Raw genomic sequence first — 20,284 nt, forward strand, 5'->3', positions numbered from 1 at the left:
CTGGTGCTTATGCATCAGGCGTTTTTTTTGGGGTTCTATTAGTGCTTCGGAGCGAACGGCCACTCAGTGAGACTTGCTGGCATTTTTGGTGGGAGCACTGGAGCAAGGGGCGTAGTTCTCAATCGATCGCTAAGACTGGCGTACGTATTAGAGAAACTGTGATCGAATCAAATCTGTATCGAACGGTGTTATTCCTTGCTCAGGCGCAAACACTGCATTTGCTTGCTCCGGCGAAGCAACTCGTTCCCCGCGTGCTCGTACATGCAAGTCGAACAGCGTTGCCAAATCCGGCCGTGGCGTATGAACCAAGGCCCGCAGCATCAACGATACCCCACTGAGATTGTTCCCGACGTTGTTCCACCGCGGCGATGAAGTGAGTCCCAGATCGGCCCAAATCGTGCGTCGTTCCTGTAAATCCATCACGAAGGGCAGACAGATAATTGTGTCGGATGCGATATCGACACGGTCGAACACGGTTCGCGGCTCGAATACTTCACCCAATGCTGTATCGGTGCGGGCCATCCAGCCAGCGAAACATTCTGGAAGATCGCAGTACGGTTGTGTGGTGTATGAGTTGATGGACGTGACGACGTAGCGAATACCTCTGTCGACGAGGGCATCTACATCGAGGTCGATGAACTCCGAAGCGCCGTCGGGCGCGTCGGTGATGTCGCCGCTGTGGCAACCGCCGAAATCCTTCAGGTTGTAGTACGCGACCGTTTGCTTGAATACGAAGTCGGCGTCGAAAAAAGCGGCGGACAAGTCAATATCCGTGCGCCCGGTGCCATTCTTCCACCACAAGAACAGGCGAATGAAGCGTGCATCAGGCATAGGCAACCGACTGCCTCGCACCAGCGTACGTAGCGATTTCGACGATGCACGCTGCGCCAGCGGCACCTTGTATTCGCGTAATGCGGGATCGATGAAACAACGACCGAGTGGCGGCAGCGATGCAAAACGCGTTACAAGCGCGTTTTCGCAGATTCGGGCTGCGCGAGCCAACACTTCGGCGGTGAGAGGTTCGCGGTGATCCTTGATGCCATAGACCTTGGCGAATGCGCCTTTTGGGGTGAAGGCGCGCAGGGACAGGGGGCGTGGAGCGCGTACCTGGGCGAGCAATTGCAGCAGGACAGGTGAGGACACTTGTGTTGCAACAGCCTCGAATGCGTCGAGAACCGCCTCGGGGTTCGTCGCGCGCCGCAGGCTCACGTCCAGCCGTCGTGCGAATTCACCGGGACGGCTCTGTAGTAAGGGCGTGAGCGTGGCGATGTCGCGCTGGGCCAGCAGTGTTTCGACACGTGAACCAAAGGTGGCTGGCGCTTCGTCGCGGCGCGCTGCCGTGATCGCGTCGAGTGCTCGTGGGTACTTATCGGCGTAGTCGCCCGGATGCAGCACTTCAGCCAGACGCTTCCAGCGCTCGGCGTGGCGCATCACATCTTCTGTAGCATTGGGTATTGAGTCGAGCAGGCGTAATAACAGACGGCGCATCGAGCGCTTCATCGCTTTGAAACGTGTCGTAGCTGTCGCAAGTGACACGTCACCTCCACTCAGGGCGACCGCGAGTCGCAGCACATCCGTCGCCGTTTCGACGTTGCGCTCCAGGAATGCGTCCACCCGTGCGTCACCGGCTACATGCAGGATAAGTGCGCCGCCAACCTGTGCACGTATCTCCCGGAAAGGGATGGCCTCGGGCAGCAGACGGAAAACATCACTTTTGTACTCCCTGACGAACCAGACAACATCAGCCGTTTCCTCTTCGGAAAGTGAAGTGCGTGATGAAACCAGCGGCTCGAGCAGTGACTCGAACTCATGGACGCTTCCCGGTTCAATAACCCAGTGTATGAAGTTGCCTTCAAGCAGTGGAGGTCGAGATTCTTCAGTCGGTGGTAGGCGCCTAAGCGTGAGGTAATGTATGACCGCGTTAAGATACAACTCCGCCTCTGTGGCCCTCAGAACCTGTTCTGGAAAGTCAGGATAGAACGGCCGGTGATGCACATGCGCGCCACTCCTCCGCCGAAGGATTTCAACAATGCCATGCAACCAGTGCTTGAGCTCTGTCGGTGACAACATGCCGATCTGCTCTATCAGCGTTTCTGATAGTACACACCGGAACGCCGCGACCTCCCGGATAGCCGACGCGACCTGAGCGCGGGTTGCACCGCCAGTACCCATCGGTACGTGAACTTTGCTACGGCGACGCAGGAATAGCTCCTGATTCATGCTTGATTTTCTCCTTGGGTCGTCGTCGTGAGCGAGCCGCAGCATCATGCCTGCAACTGATATGAAAACGCCTGCTAGAAGCAGGCGCGGTGTGGAGAGCGGAACCCCTAGTTCATAGGGGGTTAGAAGGAAGGTGTTCCATAGCCACGGAGGCATTCTACGTAAGGTTTTCGCTTTTTGTCAGGTCGTTGCTTCTCTCAACGGTAACAAGCTGATTCACGATATGAACGGGGGATGAACGACAAGTCGCTTGTCTATCATCCAGGCGGATATTGGCGTTATTGGCCAACTGTGGCTTCAAGGGCGGTGACTTTCCAAGCCGGCATTGACCGGCACCCACTAGCAACAAACACCTTGAAGCCCGCGTAATTGCAGGCTTTCTGGTTTTTGGCTTTGGCGTTTTTGGCAATCATGGCCATCCGGCAATAGCACACTTGCCCTATAGCTAAGTCGATCTTCGCTCCCTAAGCTGGAAGCGTCTTCTATTGACGGAAGTACAGCCACTGTCTTGACGGATAACAAAGTCATGCGTGTTGATCAACAACATCGCGTCGAGCTCCGTTGCTCGTCATCTCCATAATTCCTGAAATACATGCAGGTAAGCGTATGTCGCCAACACATGGAAAAGCGTTTAGAAACGGAATTGCGCTGTGTCTGATGACGGGACTTTTAATCGGCTGCGCAAACTCAAACGATTTAATGGGATCGTTGAATCCCAATGGTGTAGGTGCAAAGAAATATGACGAAGCTTATCTAAAGACCACCATCATTCGTGGCAAGACCACCAAGAGCCAGATATCCCAGTTATTTGGCCCTCCCATGCAGGAGGCGGCAGACTCGGACACTATAACTAACTGGACTTATGTGAAGAGCGAGGAAGGGGTCGAGAAGTATATGAATCTCGCCCACAGATTCGTATCGCCCGAGACAAGCGGCCAAATTGCACAGGTTTCGTCCCATGTCTCCAATGCGCAGGGAACATTGAATGAGGTGGGCAGCGTGACCAGTGGCAAAACCACGCGCCAAGGCATTGTTTTGACCATCTATTTTGAAAACGATGTTGTCCAGAACTACAGCGTTGCACGTTGATTGATTCTGCACGGTTCAACGACTGGTAACTGCGACGAGTCGAGCCAACCGAATTGATCCAGTGCGAGCTGTAAAGGCTTGATCGCTGCAACCGAAAAGCCGTGTGAAATCCGTTTCACACGGCTTTTTGCGTTTTTGCGTTACAGCGGTTTTGACCAGCCGCCCAGTTGCATGCCCATGTCATCCAGTGCCTGCAGCAGCGCTTTCATGCTCGGGTAGCGTTTACCGCTCACCGAAGGCCAGCCGGGGCGTTCGATGTAGAAGCGCGTGCCGTCGGTCTCGATGCTGGTCCGTACCAGCTCTCGCGTGCGACTGCGATGCACGATGAAGGTCCGGTTGGGTTGCTGCTTCAGGGAGTACATGCCGTAGCGCGGCAACAGGGATTCGAATTCCGTCATGGTGTGCGCGGTCCAGGGCGTTTCCATCTGCAGGCGCAGGTCGCCCCTGACCAGTGCCGAGCGATCATGCTCGGTACCGCCCAACGGCAGGATTTTCCCCGGGTCGACTTCGATGCCCCGCGCAGCCCCTTCGGGGACATCCTCGACGCGAATGCCGACGGCCTCCTCCAGTTCGCTGACGCCGGCCACGCCTTCGAAACTGTTGGAGTGGGAATTGCCCATCAGCGCCACCCATTTGTGTGCGCCCCGTGCAGCCTGGTCGGCGCGGATCACCAGGCGGGCAAAGTAATTCATCATTTTCTGCCGCGCCGCCTCATCGCCGGACGGAATGTCCATGCCGTTGAGGCGATAACTTGCCATGCAGTCGATGGCTTGCACGTGGATCCCCTGTTTTCTGGCTTCCCTGACCAGTTCCAGAAACGTGTAGCGCTGCAGCGGATCGGTCATGTTGCCGACGTCGAGCGCCTTGAGATACGCCTCGAGTTTTTTCGGCAGGTTGCCGGTCTGGAAGAACTCGTCCAGTGCGGCTTGATGGAAGTCCGTCAGCAAATGCTCCATGTACAGGCTCTTCACCTGTTTGCTGGCCAGCAACGACATGTTCTCGATCAGCCATTGCTTGCTGCCAACGGCGGTGTGGCTTTCACCGATCACCAGGCCCCGGGCATGTTCGAGGATTTTCTCGATGATCTCCTCGGCGGTCGCGTCGGCTGCCAGGGTGGGGACGGGAGGGCGTTCGGGCAGGCGCAAGGTGCTGAAAAAATCCCGGGCGTCGCGGTACAGGCGTTTACGGATGCCCTTGAAGTCGCGGTAGGCATCGAACTCGTTCAGGCTGTCATAGAAATCACGCAATGCTTCGTCATTCAGGCCGTCCGCGCCTTCCTCCAACTCCGTTTTAAGCGGCGCCGGCATGTCGTATTGCGAGGCGGGCAGGGCGAGCACCGGTCTGCGGCTGCTCGGTCCGGCCGTCACCGCAGGCTTGCCACCGCCACTGAGGCCGGCGCGGGGTATGGTTTCCCATTCGCCCTGAGGGTTCAGGCGTACCGGGATCGAGCGAGTAAAGCCGTGGGGATGCTCGGGATCAATCACAGCCCAGTGTCCGCTGCCGTTGATGTCGGTTTCGTAGCGTACGTAATAGGCGGTGTCGTCGATCGAGATCGCGGTCGAAGGATTCGAATCGAGCAGATAAATACCCTGGAATTTTCCTGGCTCGTTCACTGGAGTAATCCCGTCCAGCAACTCATTGGCCTGCCAGTTCGGCGGGATGACTGGCCGCGGAGTGTCTTCAAGCAGCGTTGTGGCACTCGCCTGAGGCCAACCCATCGGCTTCAGGCCTTTTTCGATCAGCGCCTGTTTCAACTCGTCCAGTGTGTCCACGGTCAGCGATTCAGGGGGCGGGGCCAGCGGTGTATCGAGGTTGAGCCTGCCGGCGGGGGTGATTCTGATCGCGCTGTCAGCCATGTGGCGTTCGGCATTGCGGTAGACCACCAGCAGGCTGCTGCGGTAGCGCTGAAACGTGAACATTCCCGGCTCCGGCAACAGTGCGCGCAGATTTTGCGGCGTGCGGTATGCCCACGGCGTTTCCATTTGCACCCGCCAGTCGCCCTTGATCAGGTTTTGAATACTGTCGGGATCGCTCAGGCCTCCGGCAATTTCCTCGACCGGCGAGTCGGGGTAATCGGCATATTCCACCGCCAGACCAGGGTCGCTACCGATGGCTTCGGCTTGTCCCGGCGTTACATCGTCGATGCGTACACTCAAGGCCTCGGTCTGCTCGCTGATGCCTTGATAGCCGCGAAAGGCGCTCATGTTTTCCTGATTGACCAATGCCACCCATTTGCCCGGGCCATTGAGTTCCTGATGAAAGCGAATGACTTCGCCGGCAAAGAAGCTGCGCGCCATCTGGTTGTTGGGGAAGGGCTGCAGCGAATCTTTGTTGATGTTGTAAGTGGTCGACAGGTCGATCGCCTGAAGTCGGATGCGCTGGGCGTTGGCGGCCTTGACCAGCGCCATCAGGTTGAATTTGCCGTCCGGGTCGTTGCCGGCCCGGAAGTCGATTCTGTTCAGGTAGTCTCGCAGTTCCTCGGACATTTCCCCGGTGCGGGCGAACGCATCCAGATCCAGTTGATTGACGTTGGCCAGCAACTCTTGCAGGTACAGGGTCTTCACACCGCTGCGGGCGAGATGCGGCATGTGTTCGATCAGCAGTTTCTTGCTGCCGATGCTGCCGCGGCTTTCACCGATCACCAGCCCGGGTTTCTCCGCCAGCGCGACGTCGAACAATTCGCTCGGGGAGGCGACGGGCTCCGGCGGCAGTACATGCAGGCGTGGAGCCGGCGGGTGCAGTTCATACCAGGCGTTGGCATCGCTGATCAGCGTCGCACGTGCTTGTTCCTGCGCCAGGTCGAACTCGCTTAACGAGATCACCTCATGCGCATGCGGCATGAGTGCATTGCCTGCTTCGGTTTCGGGCCTGATCACGCTGTGCATGTCGATGCCGCCCAGGGTCCAGGCGCGGCGGAACTGGGCTTGCAGATCCGGACCGCCGAGCGCCCAGGCGCGCATGTCGGGATCATCGAGTCCGGGAACATGGATGCCCGGTGTTTGCGCCCATGGTTCGACGGCGGGACCGCTCGCTTCACTGCCACCGGCGATCATGGGGATATCGAGACCGCCGCGAAGCCCCAACCTCGGCGCCACCTCCCAGGCACCGTCAGCGTTCAGCCGGACGGGGATCGAGCCGGAAAAGGCGTCGGGCCGGGCGGGATCAATGATTGCCCAGTTGCCACGTCCATTCAGATTTTCTTCAAAACGCACGTAGTAGGCGCTGTCACCAAGGCTGATTGCGGATGAGGGATTGGATGCCAGTCGATGGATGCCACGAAATTTGCCCGGCTCGCTGATCAGCGTGTCCTCGCCCAAGACCCGGTTGATCTTGAACGATTGCGGGATGTCCGTGGCAGGTGTCTGCGCTACGGGAAGATCAGTCAGGATCGGGGGCGCCTGCACCGCCGATGGTGCAGGTTCAGGTTGATTGCTCTCGATCAGGTCGGCCATTTCCGCCGCTTCGGCGGCATCCACCTCGGGGCCGACTTCGACCAGCGATCCCGGGCCCTTGAGGACCAGCAGGTTGAACAGCATGTCGATGCCGCTGAGGACTGCACCGAGGATTCCGGCCTTGCGCTCGGTGGCGGTTTTGCCATTGACCGCCTGATCAATATTCAATCCCATGCTGGCAATGCTGGCGCCAATCACCGGCAATGCGATTGGCCAGCCGACCACGGCCATCGGCCCGAACACCTTGACCCCGGCGCTGAGGTAGCCGATCCACAGTTTCTTGCGCTGGTCGCCATTGGAGGTCAGGGACAGGCTGGCCTCGGCAAACATCGCCGCGCGGGTCGAGTCGCTCAGCCAGGTGAAGGCGTCGCCGCTGACCGCGAGGTTGTCCTGATTGATCAGCGAGTGGTCGTAGCGGCTCCACGTTGCTACCAGGCGATTCATCAGCTCGCCAAGGTTGGCGTTGATCTGCTGCCGGTCGGCCAGCGAGAAATGCGCAAGGAATGTTTCGCGGGCAGAGCGTTTGTTCATCCGCTGCAGGATCCAGAAGTGCAGGTCGGTGGCGGTTTCCAGTACCTGAAAGGCGTCGCTGTCACCGGGCAGATAGAGGATCTGCCGACCCTGGGGCGCGACGAAACGCAGAACGTTGATCGCGGCGTAACCGGCCAGATCCAGCCTGCGCACGCTGTTCGGACAACGCTGTTGTGCCTGCAGCATGGCCAGGTTCACCGGCCAGGTCAGCGGGCCGATCACCGCTCGCGTGACGAACAGAAAATCCGCGTCGCTCAGCTGACGTTGGTCCCGCGCCTGCAGCGCTTTGATCAGGAAATTGCACTTGGCCAGGGTACGAAAGTCGCTGCCGCTGGTGTTCCAGAAAGCGTTCAGTTGTTCGTCGTACAGCGCGCTGAAGTCGATGCTCCAGAAGTCCTTGAGCACGTCGTTGCCGTGCAGGCGCACTTCATTGCGCTCATCGAAGGTGCGGGTATCGGGGCCGGCAGTGTAGAAGCCGCCATAGACGTCGAGCAGGTCGGCGTTGTCCTGATCAGCGACGCGGAAGCGGTGAATCACCAATTGGGTCAGGGTCATGCTTGAAGTGGGCGTGGCGTGCACATGCTCCCAGCCGGTGAAGGCTTTCGAACTGCTTTGCGAGGCGTCGAAGCGGTGGAAATACACTTGATCCGGGTCGAGGCCGTGAACCTGGTATTTGCTCAGCAAGTCGTTGGCGACCTGTCGAGCGGCATCCTGCAGGCTCGGGCAGGTCTGGATGACGGTGGCGGCAATCGCCTTGAGCGCGGCCTTGTCGGCGGCGTTGGGCATCGGGCTTGGCATGTGGTTGAACTCTCTATCCATGAGAAACGGGTGGCACAGGATGGCCCGGCTGTTTGAGGCATGTGCACTACATAGTTATGTCACTTGAGCGCTCGAAATCGTGTACGCGCGAGGCGCAACTGCGTCCATCCGCCGCGCTGCCCTTACTGTTTCGCAATTGCAGGTGTATCGTATTTGCCTTTTGCGGGCCCGGCGCCCGAAGCAGATACGTGAGGTAGTTGAGTTCATGTCCTTTACCCGTCGCCAAATCCTCGGTGGCCTGGCCGGTCTTGTTGTCGTTGGTGTCGGAGCAGGAGGCGCGTCGCGCTACTGGCTGGGCAAGATGGCCGATGCTGATGCGGGCCACGACTACGAGCTGATCGCGGCGCCACTGGACGTTGAATTGGTGCCAGGGCACAAGACCGAGGCGTGGGCGTTCCGCCCGTCGGCGCCGGGCACTGAACTGCGCGTGCGTCAGGGCGAGTGGCTGCGGGTGCGTTTCATCAACCACCTGCCGGTGGCGACCACCATTCACTGGCACGGCATTCGTCTGCCGCTGGAGATGGACGGTGTGCCGTACGTCTCGCAACTGCCGGTGCTGCCCGGTGAATATTTCGATTACAAATTCCGCGTGCCGGACGCCGGCAGCTACTGGTATCACCCGCACGTCAGCAGCAGCGAAGAGCTGGGGCGCGGGCTGGTCGGGCCGTTGATTGTCGAAGAGCGCGAGCCGACCGGTTTCAAGTACGAAAAGACCCTGAGTCTGAAGAACTGGCACATCGACGATGAGGGGCATTTCGTCGAGTTCAGTGTTCCGCGCGAAGCGGCGCGTGGCGGTACGGCGGGGCGGCTGTCGACCATCAACGGCGTGCCCTCGCCGGTGATCGAATTGCCGGCCGGGCAGATCACCCGGGTGCGTTTGCTCAACCTCGATAACACGCTGACCTATCGCATCAACATCCCCGGCGTCGAAGCGCAGATTTATGCGCTGGACGGCAACCCGATCGAGCCGCGGCCGCTGGGCAAGGAATACTGGCTCGGCCCGGGCATGCGTATTTGCCTGGCGATCAAGGCGCCGCCGGCCGGTGAAGAGTTGTCGCTGCGCAATGGCCCGGTGCGTCTGGGGACTTTGCGCTCGGTGGCCAATAACGATGCGCCGACCGAGTGGCCGAAAGCCTTGCCCGCCAACCCGGTGGCCGAGCCGGATCTGGCGAATGCCGAGAAACTCAACTTCAATTTCGAATGGGTCGGTTCGGTGTCGGTGAATGTCGACAACGGCAAGCCGCCGAGCCTGTGGCAGATCAACGGCAAGGCCTGGGACATCACTGACAAGACCTGCGCTGATCGGCCGATTGCCAGCCTGAAACTGGGCCAGAGCTACATCTTCGAACTGAAGAACATGACCCAGTATCAGCACCCGATCCACTTGCACGGCATGAGCTTCAAGGTGATTGCGTCGAACCGGCACAAGATCACCCCGTACTTCACCGACACCTACCTGCTGGGCAAGAACGAGCGTGCGCAAGTGGCGCTGGTGGCGGATAACCCGGGGGTGTGGATGTTCCATTGCCATGTGATCGACCACATGGAAACCGGCCTGATGGCCGCCATCGAGGTGAAGTGATGCGCCAGATTCGCCCCGCCGCGATCATCGACCGCAGCCGTGACCGCGATTTCATGCGTGAAGCACTGGCCCTCGCCGAGCAAGGCGCAGCCCTGGGCGAAGTGCCGGTGGGCGCGGTGCTGGTGCAGGACGGCGAAATCATCGGGCGTGGCTACAACTGCCCGATCACCACCAGCGACCCGAGTGCCCATGCGGAAATGGTCGCGATCCGCGCCGCTGCGCAAGCCGTCAGCAACTATCGCCTGCCCGGCAGCACGCTGTACGTGACGCTGGAGCCTTGCAGCATGTGCGCCGGGCTGATCGTGCATTCGCGCATTGCGCGGGTGGTGTATGGCGCATTGGAGCCGAAGGCCGGGATTGTGCAGAGTCAGGGGCAGTTTTTTACCCAGGGATTTTTGAATCACCGGGTCTTGTATGAGGGTGGGGTACTGGCCGAAGAATGTGGAGCAGTGCTGACCGAATTCTTCCGCGCACGGCGCGCAAAGCCTGCTGAATAAACACAACACCGAATGTGGGAGCGGGCTTGCTCGCGAAAGCGGTGTGTCAGGCGATTAAATGTTGCCTGACACACCGCTTTCGCGAGCAAGCCCGCTCCCACAGGGGGATCTCCTGTGCAGGGGAGATTGGGTTATTTCTTCGCGACAATCACCGCCCGCATTGGCGCCGGCAGGCCTTCGATGGTCTTGCTGTGATCTTCCGGATCAAGGAAGTCACTCAGCGACTGATACTTCATCCATTCGGTGCCTCGTTGTTCATCGACCGTCGTCATGCTGACGTCGACACAACGAATATCGGTGAAGCCTGCTCGGCGCAGCCACAATTCCAGCGCCGGCACCGATGGCAGGAACCACACGTTGCGCATCTGCGCGTAACGATCTTCCGGCACCAGCACCTGATGCTTGTCGCCTTCGACCACCAGGGTTTCCAGCACCAGTTCGCCGCCCTTGACCAGGCAATCCTTGAGCGCCAGCAAATGCTCGATCGGCGAACGACGGTGGTAGAACACGCCCATCGAGAACACCGTGTCGAAGCCTTCCAGGTTCGGCGGCAGGTCTTCGAACGGGAACGGCAAGTGCCAGGCATTCGGCTCGGACAGATAACGCTGCACGGCCTGGAACTGGCAGAAGAACAGCCAGTTCGGATCGACGCCGATCACGCTGTCGGCACCGGCGCCGAGCATGCGCCACATGTAGTAACCGTTGCCGCAACCGACATCGAGGATGCGTTTGCCCTTCAGATCCAGATGCGGAGCGACCCGCGACCACTTCCAGTCCGAGCGCCACTCGGTGTCGACGTGTACGCCAAACAGGTCGAACGGCCCCTTGCGCCATGGCGACAGGCCCATCAGCGCGGTGCGCATTTGTGCACGGGTGTCGTCGTCGCAATCGGTGTCGAGTTTCAGGCCGTTGAGCAGATCGACTTCGCTCGGCTGGATCTTCGGCAACGCGTCCAGCGCACTCTGCCAGCGCTCCAGATCGCCGTGGCCTTTCTCCATTTTCTTGTCGAGTTGCCCTTGCAGGGTGTTGGCCCAGTCGGCCAGCGGCGTGCCGGCCAGACGGCGGGCGAGGGGGGACAGATCAATCATGGCAAGGCAATCAACGAGGCAAAGTTAAGACACTGGAACCACGGCACGACTTTCGAGAACCCGGCGGCCAGCAGGCGTTCGCGGTGTTCTTCGAGGCTGTCGGGCTTCATGACGTTTTCGATGGCGCTGCGCTTCTGGGCAATTTCCAGTTCGCTGTAGCCGTTGGCGCGTTTGAACGCGACGTGCAGATCGGTGAGCAGCGCGTGCTCTTGCGCATCGTTGAAGCGCAGCTTCTCCGACAGAATCAGCGCGCCGCCGGGCAGCAGCGATTGGCGGATACGCGAGAGCAACGCGGTACGCTGTTCCGGGGCGATGAATTGCAGGGTGAAGTTCAGCGCCACCACCGAGGCCGGTTTGAACTCAAGCGCGAGAATGTCGCCTTCGATCACTTCGACCGGCAGCAGCTCCTGGAACATCGAATCCTGACCGTTGAGGTATTCGCGGCAGCGTTCGACCATCGCCGCCGAGTTATCCACCGCGATCACCCGGCAACCGTCGGTGCGCACGTGACGGCGCAGGGCCTGAGTCACCGCGCCGAGTGAGGCGCCGAGGTCGTACAGCACGCTGTTCGGTTGAGCGAATTGCGCAGCCAGCACGCCGAGGTTTTCGACGATGGTCGGGTAACCCGGCACCGAGCGCTTGATCATGTCCGGGAACACCCGCACCACGTCCTCGTTGAAGGCGAAGTCAGGCACCTGGGCCATCGGCTGGGCGAAAATGCGATCGGGTTCTTTGCTCACGGCGGTTCCGGCGGTGTCGGTGGAAAAGGCCGGCATTTTAGCCAAAGTGGCGTCGGGATGCTTGGGTTGTCCGACGTGGCGAGGGGATTTATCCCCGATGGGCTGCGAAGCAGCCCCAAGATCTGTGCCTGCGGTCTGTCTGACATACCTGATTGACCGGTTTCAGGGCCGCTGCGCAGCCCATCGGGGATAAATCCCCTCACTACAAAATTAGCGGTGTTTCACGGAAAACGCCGAAGCGGCAATCCCCCACTGGCCCAGCCAGTAGCTGAGGATGATCACGTACGGCGCAGCATGAAACGGCGCCACAAAGCGATCAATGCCGATCACGCTGTCGGAGAACACGAACGCCACCGCACCCGCCGCCGCCAGCAGCGCCGAACGCTTGGGCACGTCGGTGCCGAGGCGGGCGAGGGCGCGCCAGAGCATGGCGCTGATCGCGGTGCCGTAGACGACCACCGGCACCAGCAATGGCCCAAGACCGCTGGAGATCAGCAGCCCCAGCAGCACCGCGCCCACGCCGAGCGCGAGCACCAGCGGCAAGAGCGCCAGACGCTTGCAATCGCTGAGGTAAGCCTTGAGATAGGCCAGGTGCGCGACCAGAAACGCACCCAGGCCAAACACGAACAAATCCCCCGGCCACGCCAGCAACACGTCACCGAGTAACGAGAAAATCAGCCCCAGACTGATCCAGCGCCGATAGTCGCTGGGTGGCGCATCGTGCAGCCAGCCGAGCAGCGCCAGCACCGGCAGCGGTTTGACCAACAGGCAGAGCAGCGCCGCATGGGTGCTTACGCCGTAGAGAAACGTCACCGCGCCCATCAGCGCCAGAATCAGCCAGCCCACGGTCAGTTCACCGAGATGGCGCAGTCGAAGGTTTCCACTGGTGTTACTTCGGGCTCCCAAGGTTGCTGCGAGGTCAGGCGCAGGCGGCCGGTGCCGGTGGCAAAGGCCTGGAAGCGCCAGGTGGAAAAGCCGCCCGCACCGACCATGCCGGAATCTTTCGGGCTGCTGTAAACCTCGGGGCTGAGGGCATGGAGCACACCGCCCGCCGAATCCTGAATCGCCCAGCGATAACCCGTGGTCGGATTGCTTGGCAGCATCACAATCAGGTTTTGTCCGTTGGTCAGCCGCACGGGGCATTCGCTCTGTTTTTCCACGGTCACGTTCTGTTTCGGTTGCGTGGCGCAGGCGGCCAGCAGAGAAAGGGCGAGGGGGACAAACAGGCGAGTGGGGGACATAGGCTCAGTGGCTCCGGTGTTGGCGACGAACGGCGAGCATAACTGAAGATGAGACAAAGTGTGACAGTCGGGCGGTCAGTGGTGTCGCTACAGACGCCTTCGCGAGCAAGCCCGCTCCCACAGGGTTTTGTGATGAACACAGGATTTGTGATCACCACACAACCAATGTGGGAGCGGGCTTGCTCGCGAAGGCGGTGTGTCAGGCTCTGGATAACTGTCAGAACAACACTTTCGCCACATCCGCAAAGCGCTTGGCAAAGTGCACGGTAATCCCCTCTTTCAGATAGTCCGGCAGTTCTTCGAAGTTACCGCGGTTCGGTTCGGGCAGGATCAGCTCGAAAATCTTCTGCCGCCGCGCCGCGATGACTTTCTCGCGCACCCCGCCAATCGGCAGCACATGCCCGGTCAGGGTCAGTTCGCCGGTCATCGCCACGCCTTTTTTCGGCGCCTGGTTGCGTGCGAGCGAAAGCAGGGCACTGGCCATGGTCACGCCGGCGCTTGGACCGTCCTTCGGTGTCGCGCCTTCCGGCACATGCAGGTGGACAAAGGCTTCATCGAAGAACTTCGGATCGCCGCCGAACGATTTCAGGTGCGAGCTGACGTAGCTGTAGGCGATCTCCGCCGACTCTTTCATCACATCACCCAGTTGCCCGGTGAGTTTGAAGCCACGATTGAGCGTGTGAATTCGCGTCGCTTCGATCGGCAGGGTCGCGCCGCCCATGCTGGTCCAGGCCAGACCAGTGATCACGCCGGTGCCGGACAGCACTTGTTCGTTGCGGAACACCGGATGGCCCAGCGAGGCTTCGAGGTCCTTCGGGCCGAGCTTGATCACCGCTTTCGGGTCGTCGATCAGCTTCATCACCGCTTTGCGCACCAGTTTGCCCATCTGTTTTTCCAGTTGGCGCACCCCGGCCTCACGGGCGTAACCGTCGATCAAGGCTTTGAGCGCGCTGTCGCTGATGCTCAGGCTGCCTTTGGACACGCCGGCCTTTTCCAGCAGCTTCGGCCACAGGTGGCGCTTGGCGATGGCGACTTTTTCTTCAGTGATGTAGCCCGACAGGCGAATCACTTCCATCCGGTCCAGCAACGGGCCGGGAATCGAATCCAGGGTGTTGGCGGTGCACACGAACAGCACTTTCGACAGGTCCATGCGCAAGTCGAGGTAGTGATCGAGGAATTCGACGTTCTGTTCCGGATCGAGAGTTTCCAGCAGCGCCGAGGCCGGGTCGCCCTGGTAGCTCTGGCCCATCTTGTCGATCTCGTCGAGCATGATCACCGGGTTCATCACTTCGACGTCTTTCAACGCCTGCACCAGTTTGCCCGGCTGCGCGCCGATGTAGGTGCGGCGGTGGCCCTTGATCTCGGCTTCGTCACGCATGCCGCCAAGGCTGAAGCGGTAGAACGGTCGGCCGAGGGATTCGGCGATGGATTTGCCGACGCTGGTTTTACCCACGCCCGGCGGGCCGACCAGCAGCACGATCGAGCCGCTGATCTCGCCTTTGTAGGCACCGACGGCGAGGAATTCGAGGATGCGATCCTTGATGTCGTCGAGGCCGGCGTGGTGTTTGTCGAGCACCTTGCGCGCGTGCTTGAGGTCGAGTTTGTCCTCGCCGTACACGCCCCACGGCACCGAGGTCGCCCAGTCGAGGTAGTTGCGGGTGACCGCGTACTCCGGCGATCCGGTTTCGAGGATCGACAGCTTGTTCATTTCCTCTTCGAGGCGTTTCTGTACCTGCGCCGGCAGGACTTTGCCTTCCAGGCGTTGCTCGAATTGTTCAAGGTCGGCGCTGCGGTCGTCCTTGGTCAGGCCGAGTTCCTGCTGGATGACCTTGAGTTGTTCCTTGAGGAAGAACTCGCGCTGATGCTCGCCAATCTTGCGATTGACCTCGGCGGAGATCTCTTTCTGCAGGCGCGCGACTTCAACTTCCTTGCGCAGCATCGGCAGGACTTTTTCCATGCGCTTGAGCATCGGCACGCAGTCGAGCACTTCTTGCAGCTCGGAACCGGTGGCGGAGGTCAGGGCGGCGGCGAAGTCGGTCAGCGGCGACGGATCGTTGGGGCTGAAGCGGTTGAGGTAGTTCTTCAGCTCTTCGCTGTACAACGGGTTCAGCGGCAGCAGTTCCTTGATCGCGTTGATCAGCGCCATGCCGTAGGCCTTGACCTCATCGGTCGGCTCGGTCGGCTGGTGCGGGTATTCGACTTCCACCAGGTACGGTGGACGATGGTGCTTGAGCCAGGTCTTGATGCGTACGCGGCTCAGGCCCTGGGCGACGAACTGCAGTTTGCCGTTTTCACGGCTGGCGTGGTGCACCTTCACCAACGTGCCGTATTGCGGCAGCGCTTTGGTGTTGAAGTGGCGCGGGTCTTCCTGGGGCGTGTCCATGAAGAACAGGGCCAGGGAGTGGTGTTCGGATTTGCTCACCAGATCGAGCGTTTCGGCCCAGGGTTCTTCGTTGACGATGACCGGCAGCACTTGGGCCGGGAAGAACGGGCGATTGTGGATCGGGATGACGTAGACCTTGTCCGGCAGGTTCTGGCCGGGCAGGGCGAGACCTTTGCCGGTGGAGTGGTGTTCGATGTGGTCAGCTTCGGTGTAATCGTCGGGGTTGTCCGGGAATTCTTGCTGGTCGCTCATTGGGGCACCTGCGCAATGGGGTATGGGTCTTAGATGGGGCAGGCTTTGGGTGGTTTCAATGGGTGGGGGTGTTTCTGCTTGTGTGTTCAGGGTTTTGACAGGGGGCTCGCTTTGGACTTGGCGGCCTTTGGGCCGACCAGGTTCTTGGTTTTTTGTGTACATATCCGTTTTTTTGGTAACGGCTACTTAGGGTTTCGCCCTTACGGCGACTCACTTTTTTACAAGCGCCTAAAAAAGTAAGCAAAAAACGCTTGCTCCTGCGTTCGGCCCGCTCGCTGGGGCTCGGGGTTCCTTCGCTGCGGGATTGATCCGGGGGCAGCGCCTCCGGTTTGCTTCGCTGCACCTCCTCTCGCTGTGTTTGGCTGCGCCAAACGGTCGCTGCGCTCCCACCCCCGGATCAATCCCTCCACTCAGCCTTCCGACGTCGCCCGTGGATCAAGATCAAAAGCGGTACTCGAGCTTGCGCTCATTGTGTTGAGTGGGGCGGCTGCGCCGCATGGGGCGTACACAAATCAAAACTGTGGGAGCTGGCTTGCCAGCGATGGCGGCCTGACAGCCGACCACTCTCCAACTGACCACACCGATTCCAACTGTAGGAGTGAGCCTGCTCGCGATGGCGGCCTACGAGCCGACCACTCTCCAACTGACCACACCCATTCCCACTGTAGGAGTGAGCCTGCTCGCGATGGCGGCCTGCGAGCCGACCGATCTCCAACTGACCACACCCATTCCAACTGTAGGAGTGAGCCTGCTCGCGATGGCGGCCTGCGAGCCGACCAGTCTCCACCTGACTCACCCAATTCCACTGTGGGAGCGGGCTTGCTCGCGAAAGCGGTGTGTCAGTCACCGCAAGTGTTGGATGTGCTGACGCTTTCGCGAGCAAGCCCGCTCCCGCTATGGCTCAGCTGTGCGCCGCAGATTGGGTGATTTCCACATTATCCAGCACCCGATTCACCGCCAGTTCAGCCAGCATGATGATCTGCTGGATCGCCAGAATCGTCTGCCGCTGCGGGCTGTCCACATAGGCTGCGATGTCGCTGGTCATGATGCTCGCCGAGGCCAGTGATTCGCAGGCGTGGGCCAGCAGGCTTTCGTTGTCCATGTCCGGGGCGACCTGGAACATGCTGCTGGGTTTGTGGAATCTCACAGCGGCGGCGGAGGGTTTCAGGTAGTGATCCAGCGCACGTTCGGCGGCGTCGTGGAGTTTTCTGGAATCGAGGGATTCGTAGGGGGAGGTTTCGGGGGGATTCGGTGTGGGTTTGATCATGATGAGTTCTCAGTTGGTGAAGTGGAGCTACCTGCGATTGCCGCGACGCAATCTGAGGTGGCAGCTGTACGCGGGTTCGCGGACCGATAACTGAGAAATCGGCATACCCCCCTAGAAAGGTATCCCGCGCACAGCCGCCATGAAACAACCAACAGGCACCGGCAGGTGCTGTCAGGTTGGCGATTATGCATCAGTTATCAGGCCGCGACGCCCGTTCGCTGAATTTCCAGCGATCTTCAAAGCCTATCCAGCCGACTTCCGAAGCACAACCGACGCGACTTGTCAGAAAACTCCCGCATGTAACGCGCTTCTGTAGGACGGACACCATCCATTGTGGGAGCGGGCTTGCTCGCGAAGGCGGTGTGTCAGCCGGCAAATTAATTGGCTGACACACCGCCTTCGCGAGCAAGCCCGCTCCCACAGGTTTTTCAGTGAGTTCAGAAAAGCTGTGTGCAACAAAAAGGCGATGTCCCTCACGGAACATCGCCTTTCTATTACCGCCGCTAAAACTTATTCCGGCAGTTTGTACGCAATCACGTAGTCACCCATCTTGGTGCCCAGCGAACCGTGACCACCCACCACCAGGAGGACGTATTGCTTGCCGTCCTTGCCGGTGTAGGTCATCGGGGTCGCTTGGCCGCCGGCAGGCAGACGCGATTTCCACAGCTCTTTACCAGTGTTCACGTCGTAGGCGCGCAGGTACTGGTCGAGGGTGCCGCTGAGGAAGCCGACGCCGCCCGCAGTCACCATCGAGCCGCCCATGCTTGGCACGCCAAGGGTGAAGCCGATCGGGATTGGCGAGCTGTCGCGGCTGGTGCCGTTCTTGCGTTTCCACACGACTTTGCCGGTGGTCAGGTCGATACCGGCGACGTAGCCCCAGGCCGGGGCCTGGCACGGTACGCCGAAGGGCGACATGAACGGGTGCATGGTCACCGCGTATGGCGCGCCAGTGTTTGGCTGGATACCGGCGGTTTCGCTTTCGCGTTTGCTGTCGGCGGCCACTTCGGCGCGCGGGATCATCTTCGAGACGAAGGCCATGTAGTTCGGGCTGGTGAACAGCATCTGGCGAACCGGGTCGACCGAGACGCCGCCCCAGTTGAACACGCCGACGTTACCCGGGTAGATCAGGCTGCCTTGCTCCGACGGAGGCGTGTATTGGCCTTCGTAACGCAGCTCCTTGAACTGGATGCGGCACAGCATCTGGTCGAACGGGCTCGCGCCCCACATGGCTTTTTCGGTCAGTTCCGGGGCCAGCAGGTTGAGGTCCGAACGGGCCTGGGTCGGTGCGGTGTGGTCGCCTTTCACGGCGCCCTGCGGAACCGGGATTTCGCGGATCGGGATGATTGGCGTGCCGTCACGACGGTCGAGGACGTACAGGCTGCCCTGTTTGGTCGGGGCGATCAGCGCCGGTTTCACGCCGTCGGCGGTTTTCATGTCGAGCAGGGTTGGCTGGCTGCCAACGTCCATGTCCCACAGGTCGTGGTGGGTGAACTGGTAGTTCCAGCGCACTTTACCGGTGGCCAGGTCCAGCGCGACGATGCCGGCGCTGAATTTCTCGGCGCCTGGGGTGCGGTCGGCGCCCCACTGGTCCGGAGTCTGGTTGCCCAGTGGCAGATAAACCATGCCGAGTTTTTCATCGACGCTGGCCAGCGACCACATGTTCGCCGAGTTACGGCTGTAGATTTCGCCCGGCGCCAAAGGCTCGGTGGCGTCTGGCTTGTCGCTGTCCCAGTTCCACACGAGGTGGCCGTCGTGCACGTCGAAGGCGCGGATCACGCCCGATGGCTCGTTGGTCGATTCGTTGTCGGTGACGTGACCGCCCATGATCACCAGATCACGGGTAATCGCCGCTGGCGAGGTGGAGTAGTAGCCACCGGCGGTGAACGGGCCGATGCCCTGGGTCAGGTCGACCACGCCGTTTTTGCCGAAGCCTTCGCAGATCTTGCCGGTGTCGGCGTTCAGTGCGATCAGGCGTGCATCGGCGGTTGGCAGGTAAAGACGACGCGGGCAGGCCTGGGCAACGGCTTTGCCGGCTTCGGAGATAACGGCCGAGGCGGCGTTATCAGCTTTCGCGTAAGCGGCTTCGTCGTAGTACGACACGCCACGGCAGGTCATGTGGGCGAAGCCCTTGAAGCCCACCGGGCTCTTGATCTGCGGGTCGAAGCGCCAGATTTCCTTGCCGGTGTCCGGGTCCAGTGCCAGCACTTTGCTGTGCGCGGTGCAGGCATAGATCATGCCGTTGACTTTGAGCGGAGTGTTTTCGTTGGTCAGCTCGACCGGGTCATCAGACGTCGGCAGGTCGCCGGTCTGGATGCGCCAGGCCTCTTTCAGCTTGCCGACGTTGGCCGGGGTGATCTGCTTCAGCGGCGAGTAGCGGTCACCGAACTCGGTGCGGCCATAAGCCTGCCATTCGCCATCCGGCATGGCTGGCGCGGTGCTGGTCATGTCTGCGGTGTCGCGGCCCAGTTCGCCAAAGGTTTCCCCGGGGTGGGTGAACAGGCTGGCCAGGGCAGTGACGCCGGCCAACACCACAGCCACGCTCAGACCACCCGTGCCCATCGGCGCCGGGCCGGCAAGCAGCAGCGGACGACGGAACCACGGCAGCAACATCACGATGCCGAGGACAAACCACAGTGCCAGACGCGGCACCAGTTGCCACCAGTCCAGACCGACTTCCCACAAGGCCCAGACCGTGCTGGCGAACAACACGATGGCGTACAGGCCCAGCGCTGCGCGACGACGCAGCAGCAACAGAATGCCGCTCAGCGCAATGCCGATACCGGCCAGCAGGTAGTACAGCGAGCCGCCGAGCATGCTCAGCTTGACTCCCCCGGCCAGCATGGCCAGGCCCATCAGTAGAAGCAGAATGCCGAGCAGGCTCGGTAACAGACGGCCCCGACTCGAAGCACTTTCAGTGCTCATAGTGTGATTCTCCGTGACGTTTATTTAGTCCCGCGCTTTAGTCACTCTAGATGACGATTGGGCGCAGGTATGGTTCAGATAAAACTTGTGTAGCTAACAAATTTCATAAATCCCCCTGTGGGAGCGGGCTTGCTCGCAAAAGCGGTATGTCAGAAGGCTGATGCATCGACTGACACGCCGCCTTCGCGAGCAAGCCCGCTC

The 20,284-nt window shown here is 60.4% G+C and carries 12 protein-coding genes; 3 read left to right on the forward strand and 9 right to left on the reverse strand.

The genetic code is table 11. The features are described from left to right. Positions 1–147: 147 nt before the first annotated feature. Positions 148–2,220: a TerD family protein gene (locus tag JFU48_RS13070; protein WP_201136665.1), complete on the reverse strand. Its 2,073-nt coding sequence runs from the start codon at positions 2,218–2,220 to the stop codon at positions 148–150. 561 nt (positions 2,221–2,781) lie between these two features. On the opposite strand from JFU48_RS13070, the gene JFU48_RS13075 reads away from it, so the two are divergent. Further along, positions 2,782–3,309 carry a hypothetical protein gene (locus tag JFU48_RS13075; protein WP_242486637.1) on the forward strand — a complete coding sequence of 176 codons (528 nt, stop codon included), beginning with the start codon at positions 2,782–2,784 and terminating at the stop codon, positions 3,307–3,309. A 140-nt stretch (positions 3,310–3,449) separates the two neighbouring features. On the opposite strand, the gene JFU48_RS13080 is transcribed toward JFU48_RS13075, so the two are convergent. Continuing rightward, on the reverse strand, positions 3,450–8,090 hold the full coding sequence (locus JFU48_RS13080; RefSeq protein WP_201136666.1) for a membrane-targeted effector domain-containing toxin: 4,641 nt from the start codon (positions 8,088–8,090) through the stop codon (positions 3,450–3,452). 226 nt (positions 8,091–8,316) lie between these two features. Between JFU48_RS13080 and JFU48_RS13085 the strand changes: the two genes are divergently transcribed. Further along, the gene (locus tag JFU48_RS13085; RefSeq protein WP_201136667.1) at positions 8,317–9,693 is read left to right on the forward strand and encodes a multicopper oxidase family protein; all 1,377 of its coding nucleotides are present in this window, start codon (positions 8,317–8,319) and stop codon (positions 9,691–9,693) included. Next, positions 9,693–10,190, forward strand: a complete 498-nt coding sequence (gene tadA / locus JFU48_RS13090; protein WP_201136668.1) for a tRNA adenosine(34) deaminase TadA — start codon at positions 9,693–9,695, stop codon at positions 10,188–10,190. Before JFU48_RS13085 ends, tadA begins: the two co-directional genes overlap by 1 nt. 131 nt (positions 10,191–10,321) lie before the next feature. Here tadA and cmoB read toward each other — a convergent pair whose 3' ends face one another. The 7 genes from cmoB to JFU48_RS13125 form a co-directional block, all read right to left on the reverse strand. Further along, complete coding sequence (gene cmoB, locus JFU48_RS13095; RefSeq protein WP_201136669.1) at positions 10,322–11,278, reverse strand: tRNA 5-methoxyuridine(34)/uridine 5-oxyacetic acid(34) synthase CmoB; 957 nt, start codon at positions 11,276–11,278, stop codon at positions 10,322–10,324. Continuing rightward, positions 11,275–12,054, reverse strand: coding sequence for a carboxy-S-adenosyl-L-methionine synthase CmoA (gene cmoA, locus JFU48_RS13100; RefSeq protein ID WP_003227846.1), 780 nt, complete (start codon positions 12,052–12,054; stop codon positions 11,275–11,277). Before cmoA ends, cmoB begins: the two co-directional genes overlap by 4 nt. Positions 12,055–12,228: 174 nt before the next feature. Beyond that, positions 12,229–12,864 (reverse strand): lysoplasmalogenase family protein, encoded by a 636-nt coding sequence (locus JFU48_RS13105; RefSeq protein WP_201136670.1) that lies wholly within the window; start codon positions 12,862–12,864, stop codon positions 12,229–12,231. Positions 12,865–12,866: 2 nt separating this feature from the next. Then, positions 12,867–13,259 carry a protease inhibitor I42 family protein gene (locus JFU48_RS13110; RefSeq protein ID WP_201136671.1) on the reverse strand — a complete coding sequence of 131 codons (393 nt, stop codon included), beginning with the start codon at positions 13,257–13,259 and terminating at the stop codon, positions 12,867–12,869. Between the two features lie 217 nt (positions 13,260–13,476). Further along, positions 13,477–15,894, reverse strand: coding sequence for an endopeptidase La (gene lon / locus JFU48_RS13115; RefSeq protein WP_207199005.1), 2,418 nt, complete (start codon positions 15,892–15,894; stop codon positions 13,477–13,479). A gap of 901 nt (positions 15,895–16,795) precedes the next feature. Continuing rightward, the gene (locus JFU48_RS13120) at positions 16,796–17,161 is read right to left on the reverse strand and encodes a DUF6124 family protein (RefSeq protein ID WP_201136672.1); all 366 of its coding nucleotides are present in this window, start codon (positions 17,159–17,161) and stop codon (positions 16,796–16,798) included. A gap of 510 nt (positions 17,162–17,671) precedes the next feature. Continuing rightward, positions 17,672–20,083 (reverse strand): glucose/quinate/shikimate family membrane-bound PQQ-dependent dehydrogenase, encoded by a 2,412-nt coding sequence (locus JFU48_RS13125; protein ID WP_003227834.1) that lies wholly within the window; start codon positions 20,081–20,083, stop codon positions 17,672–17,674. Positions 20,084–20,284 lie beyond the last annotated feature (201 nt).

Origin of the sequence: Pseudomonas sp. TH49 (genome assembly GCF_016650625.1) — a bacterium.
In the GTDB taxonomy this organism is placed as follows: domain Bacteria; phylum Pseudomonadota; class Gammaproteobacteria; order Pseudomonadales; family Pseudomonadaceae; genus Aquipseudomonas; species Aquipseudomonas fluorescens_H.

Coding starts and splice junctions, on each gene's coding strand:
- tadA (WP_201136668.1), top strand. CDS start 9,693: ATGCGCCAGATTCGCCCCGCCGCGATCATCGACCGCAGCCGTGACCGC.
- lon (WP_207199005.1), bottom strand. CDS start 15,894: ATGAGCGACCAGCAAGAATTCCCGGACAACCCCGACGATTACACCGAA.
- JFU48_RS13125 (WP_003227834.1), bottom strand. CDS start 20,083: ATGAGCACTGAAAGTGCTTCGAGTCGGGGCCGTCTGTTACCGAGCCTG.
- JFU48_RS13070 (WP_201136665.1), bottom strand. CDS start 2,220: ATGAATCAGGAGCTATTCCTGCGTCGCCGTAGCAAAGTTCACGTACCG.
- JFU48_RS13080 (WP_201136666.1), bottom strand. CDS start 8,090: ATGCCAAGCCCGATGCCCAACGCCGCCGACAAGGCCGCGCTCAAGGCG.
- JFU48_RS13110 (WP_201136671.1), bottom strand. CDS start 13,259: ATGTCCCCCACTCGCCTGTTTGTCCCCCTCGCCCTTTCTCTGCTGGCC.
- JFU48_RS13085 (WP_201136667.1), top strand. CDS start 8,317: ATGTCCTTTACCCGTCGCCAAATCCTCGGTGGCCTGGCCGGTCTTGTT.
- cmoA (WP_003227846.1), bottom strand. CDS start 12,054: ATGCCGGCCTTTTCCACCGACACCGCCGGAACCGCCGTGAGCAAAGAA.
- JFU48_RS13120 (WP_201136672.1), bottom strand. CDS start 17,161: ATGATCAAACCCACACCGAATCCCCCCGAAACCTCCCCCTACGAATCC.
- cmoB (WP_201136669.1), bottom strand. CDS start 11,278: ATGATTGATCTGTCCCCCCTCGCCCGCCGTCTGGCCGGCACGCCGCTG.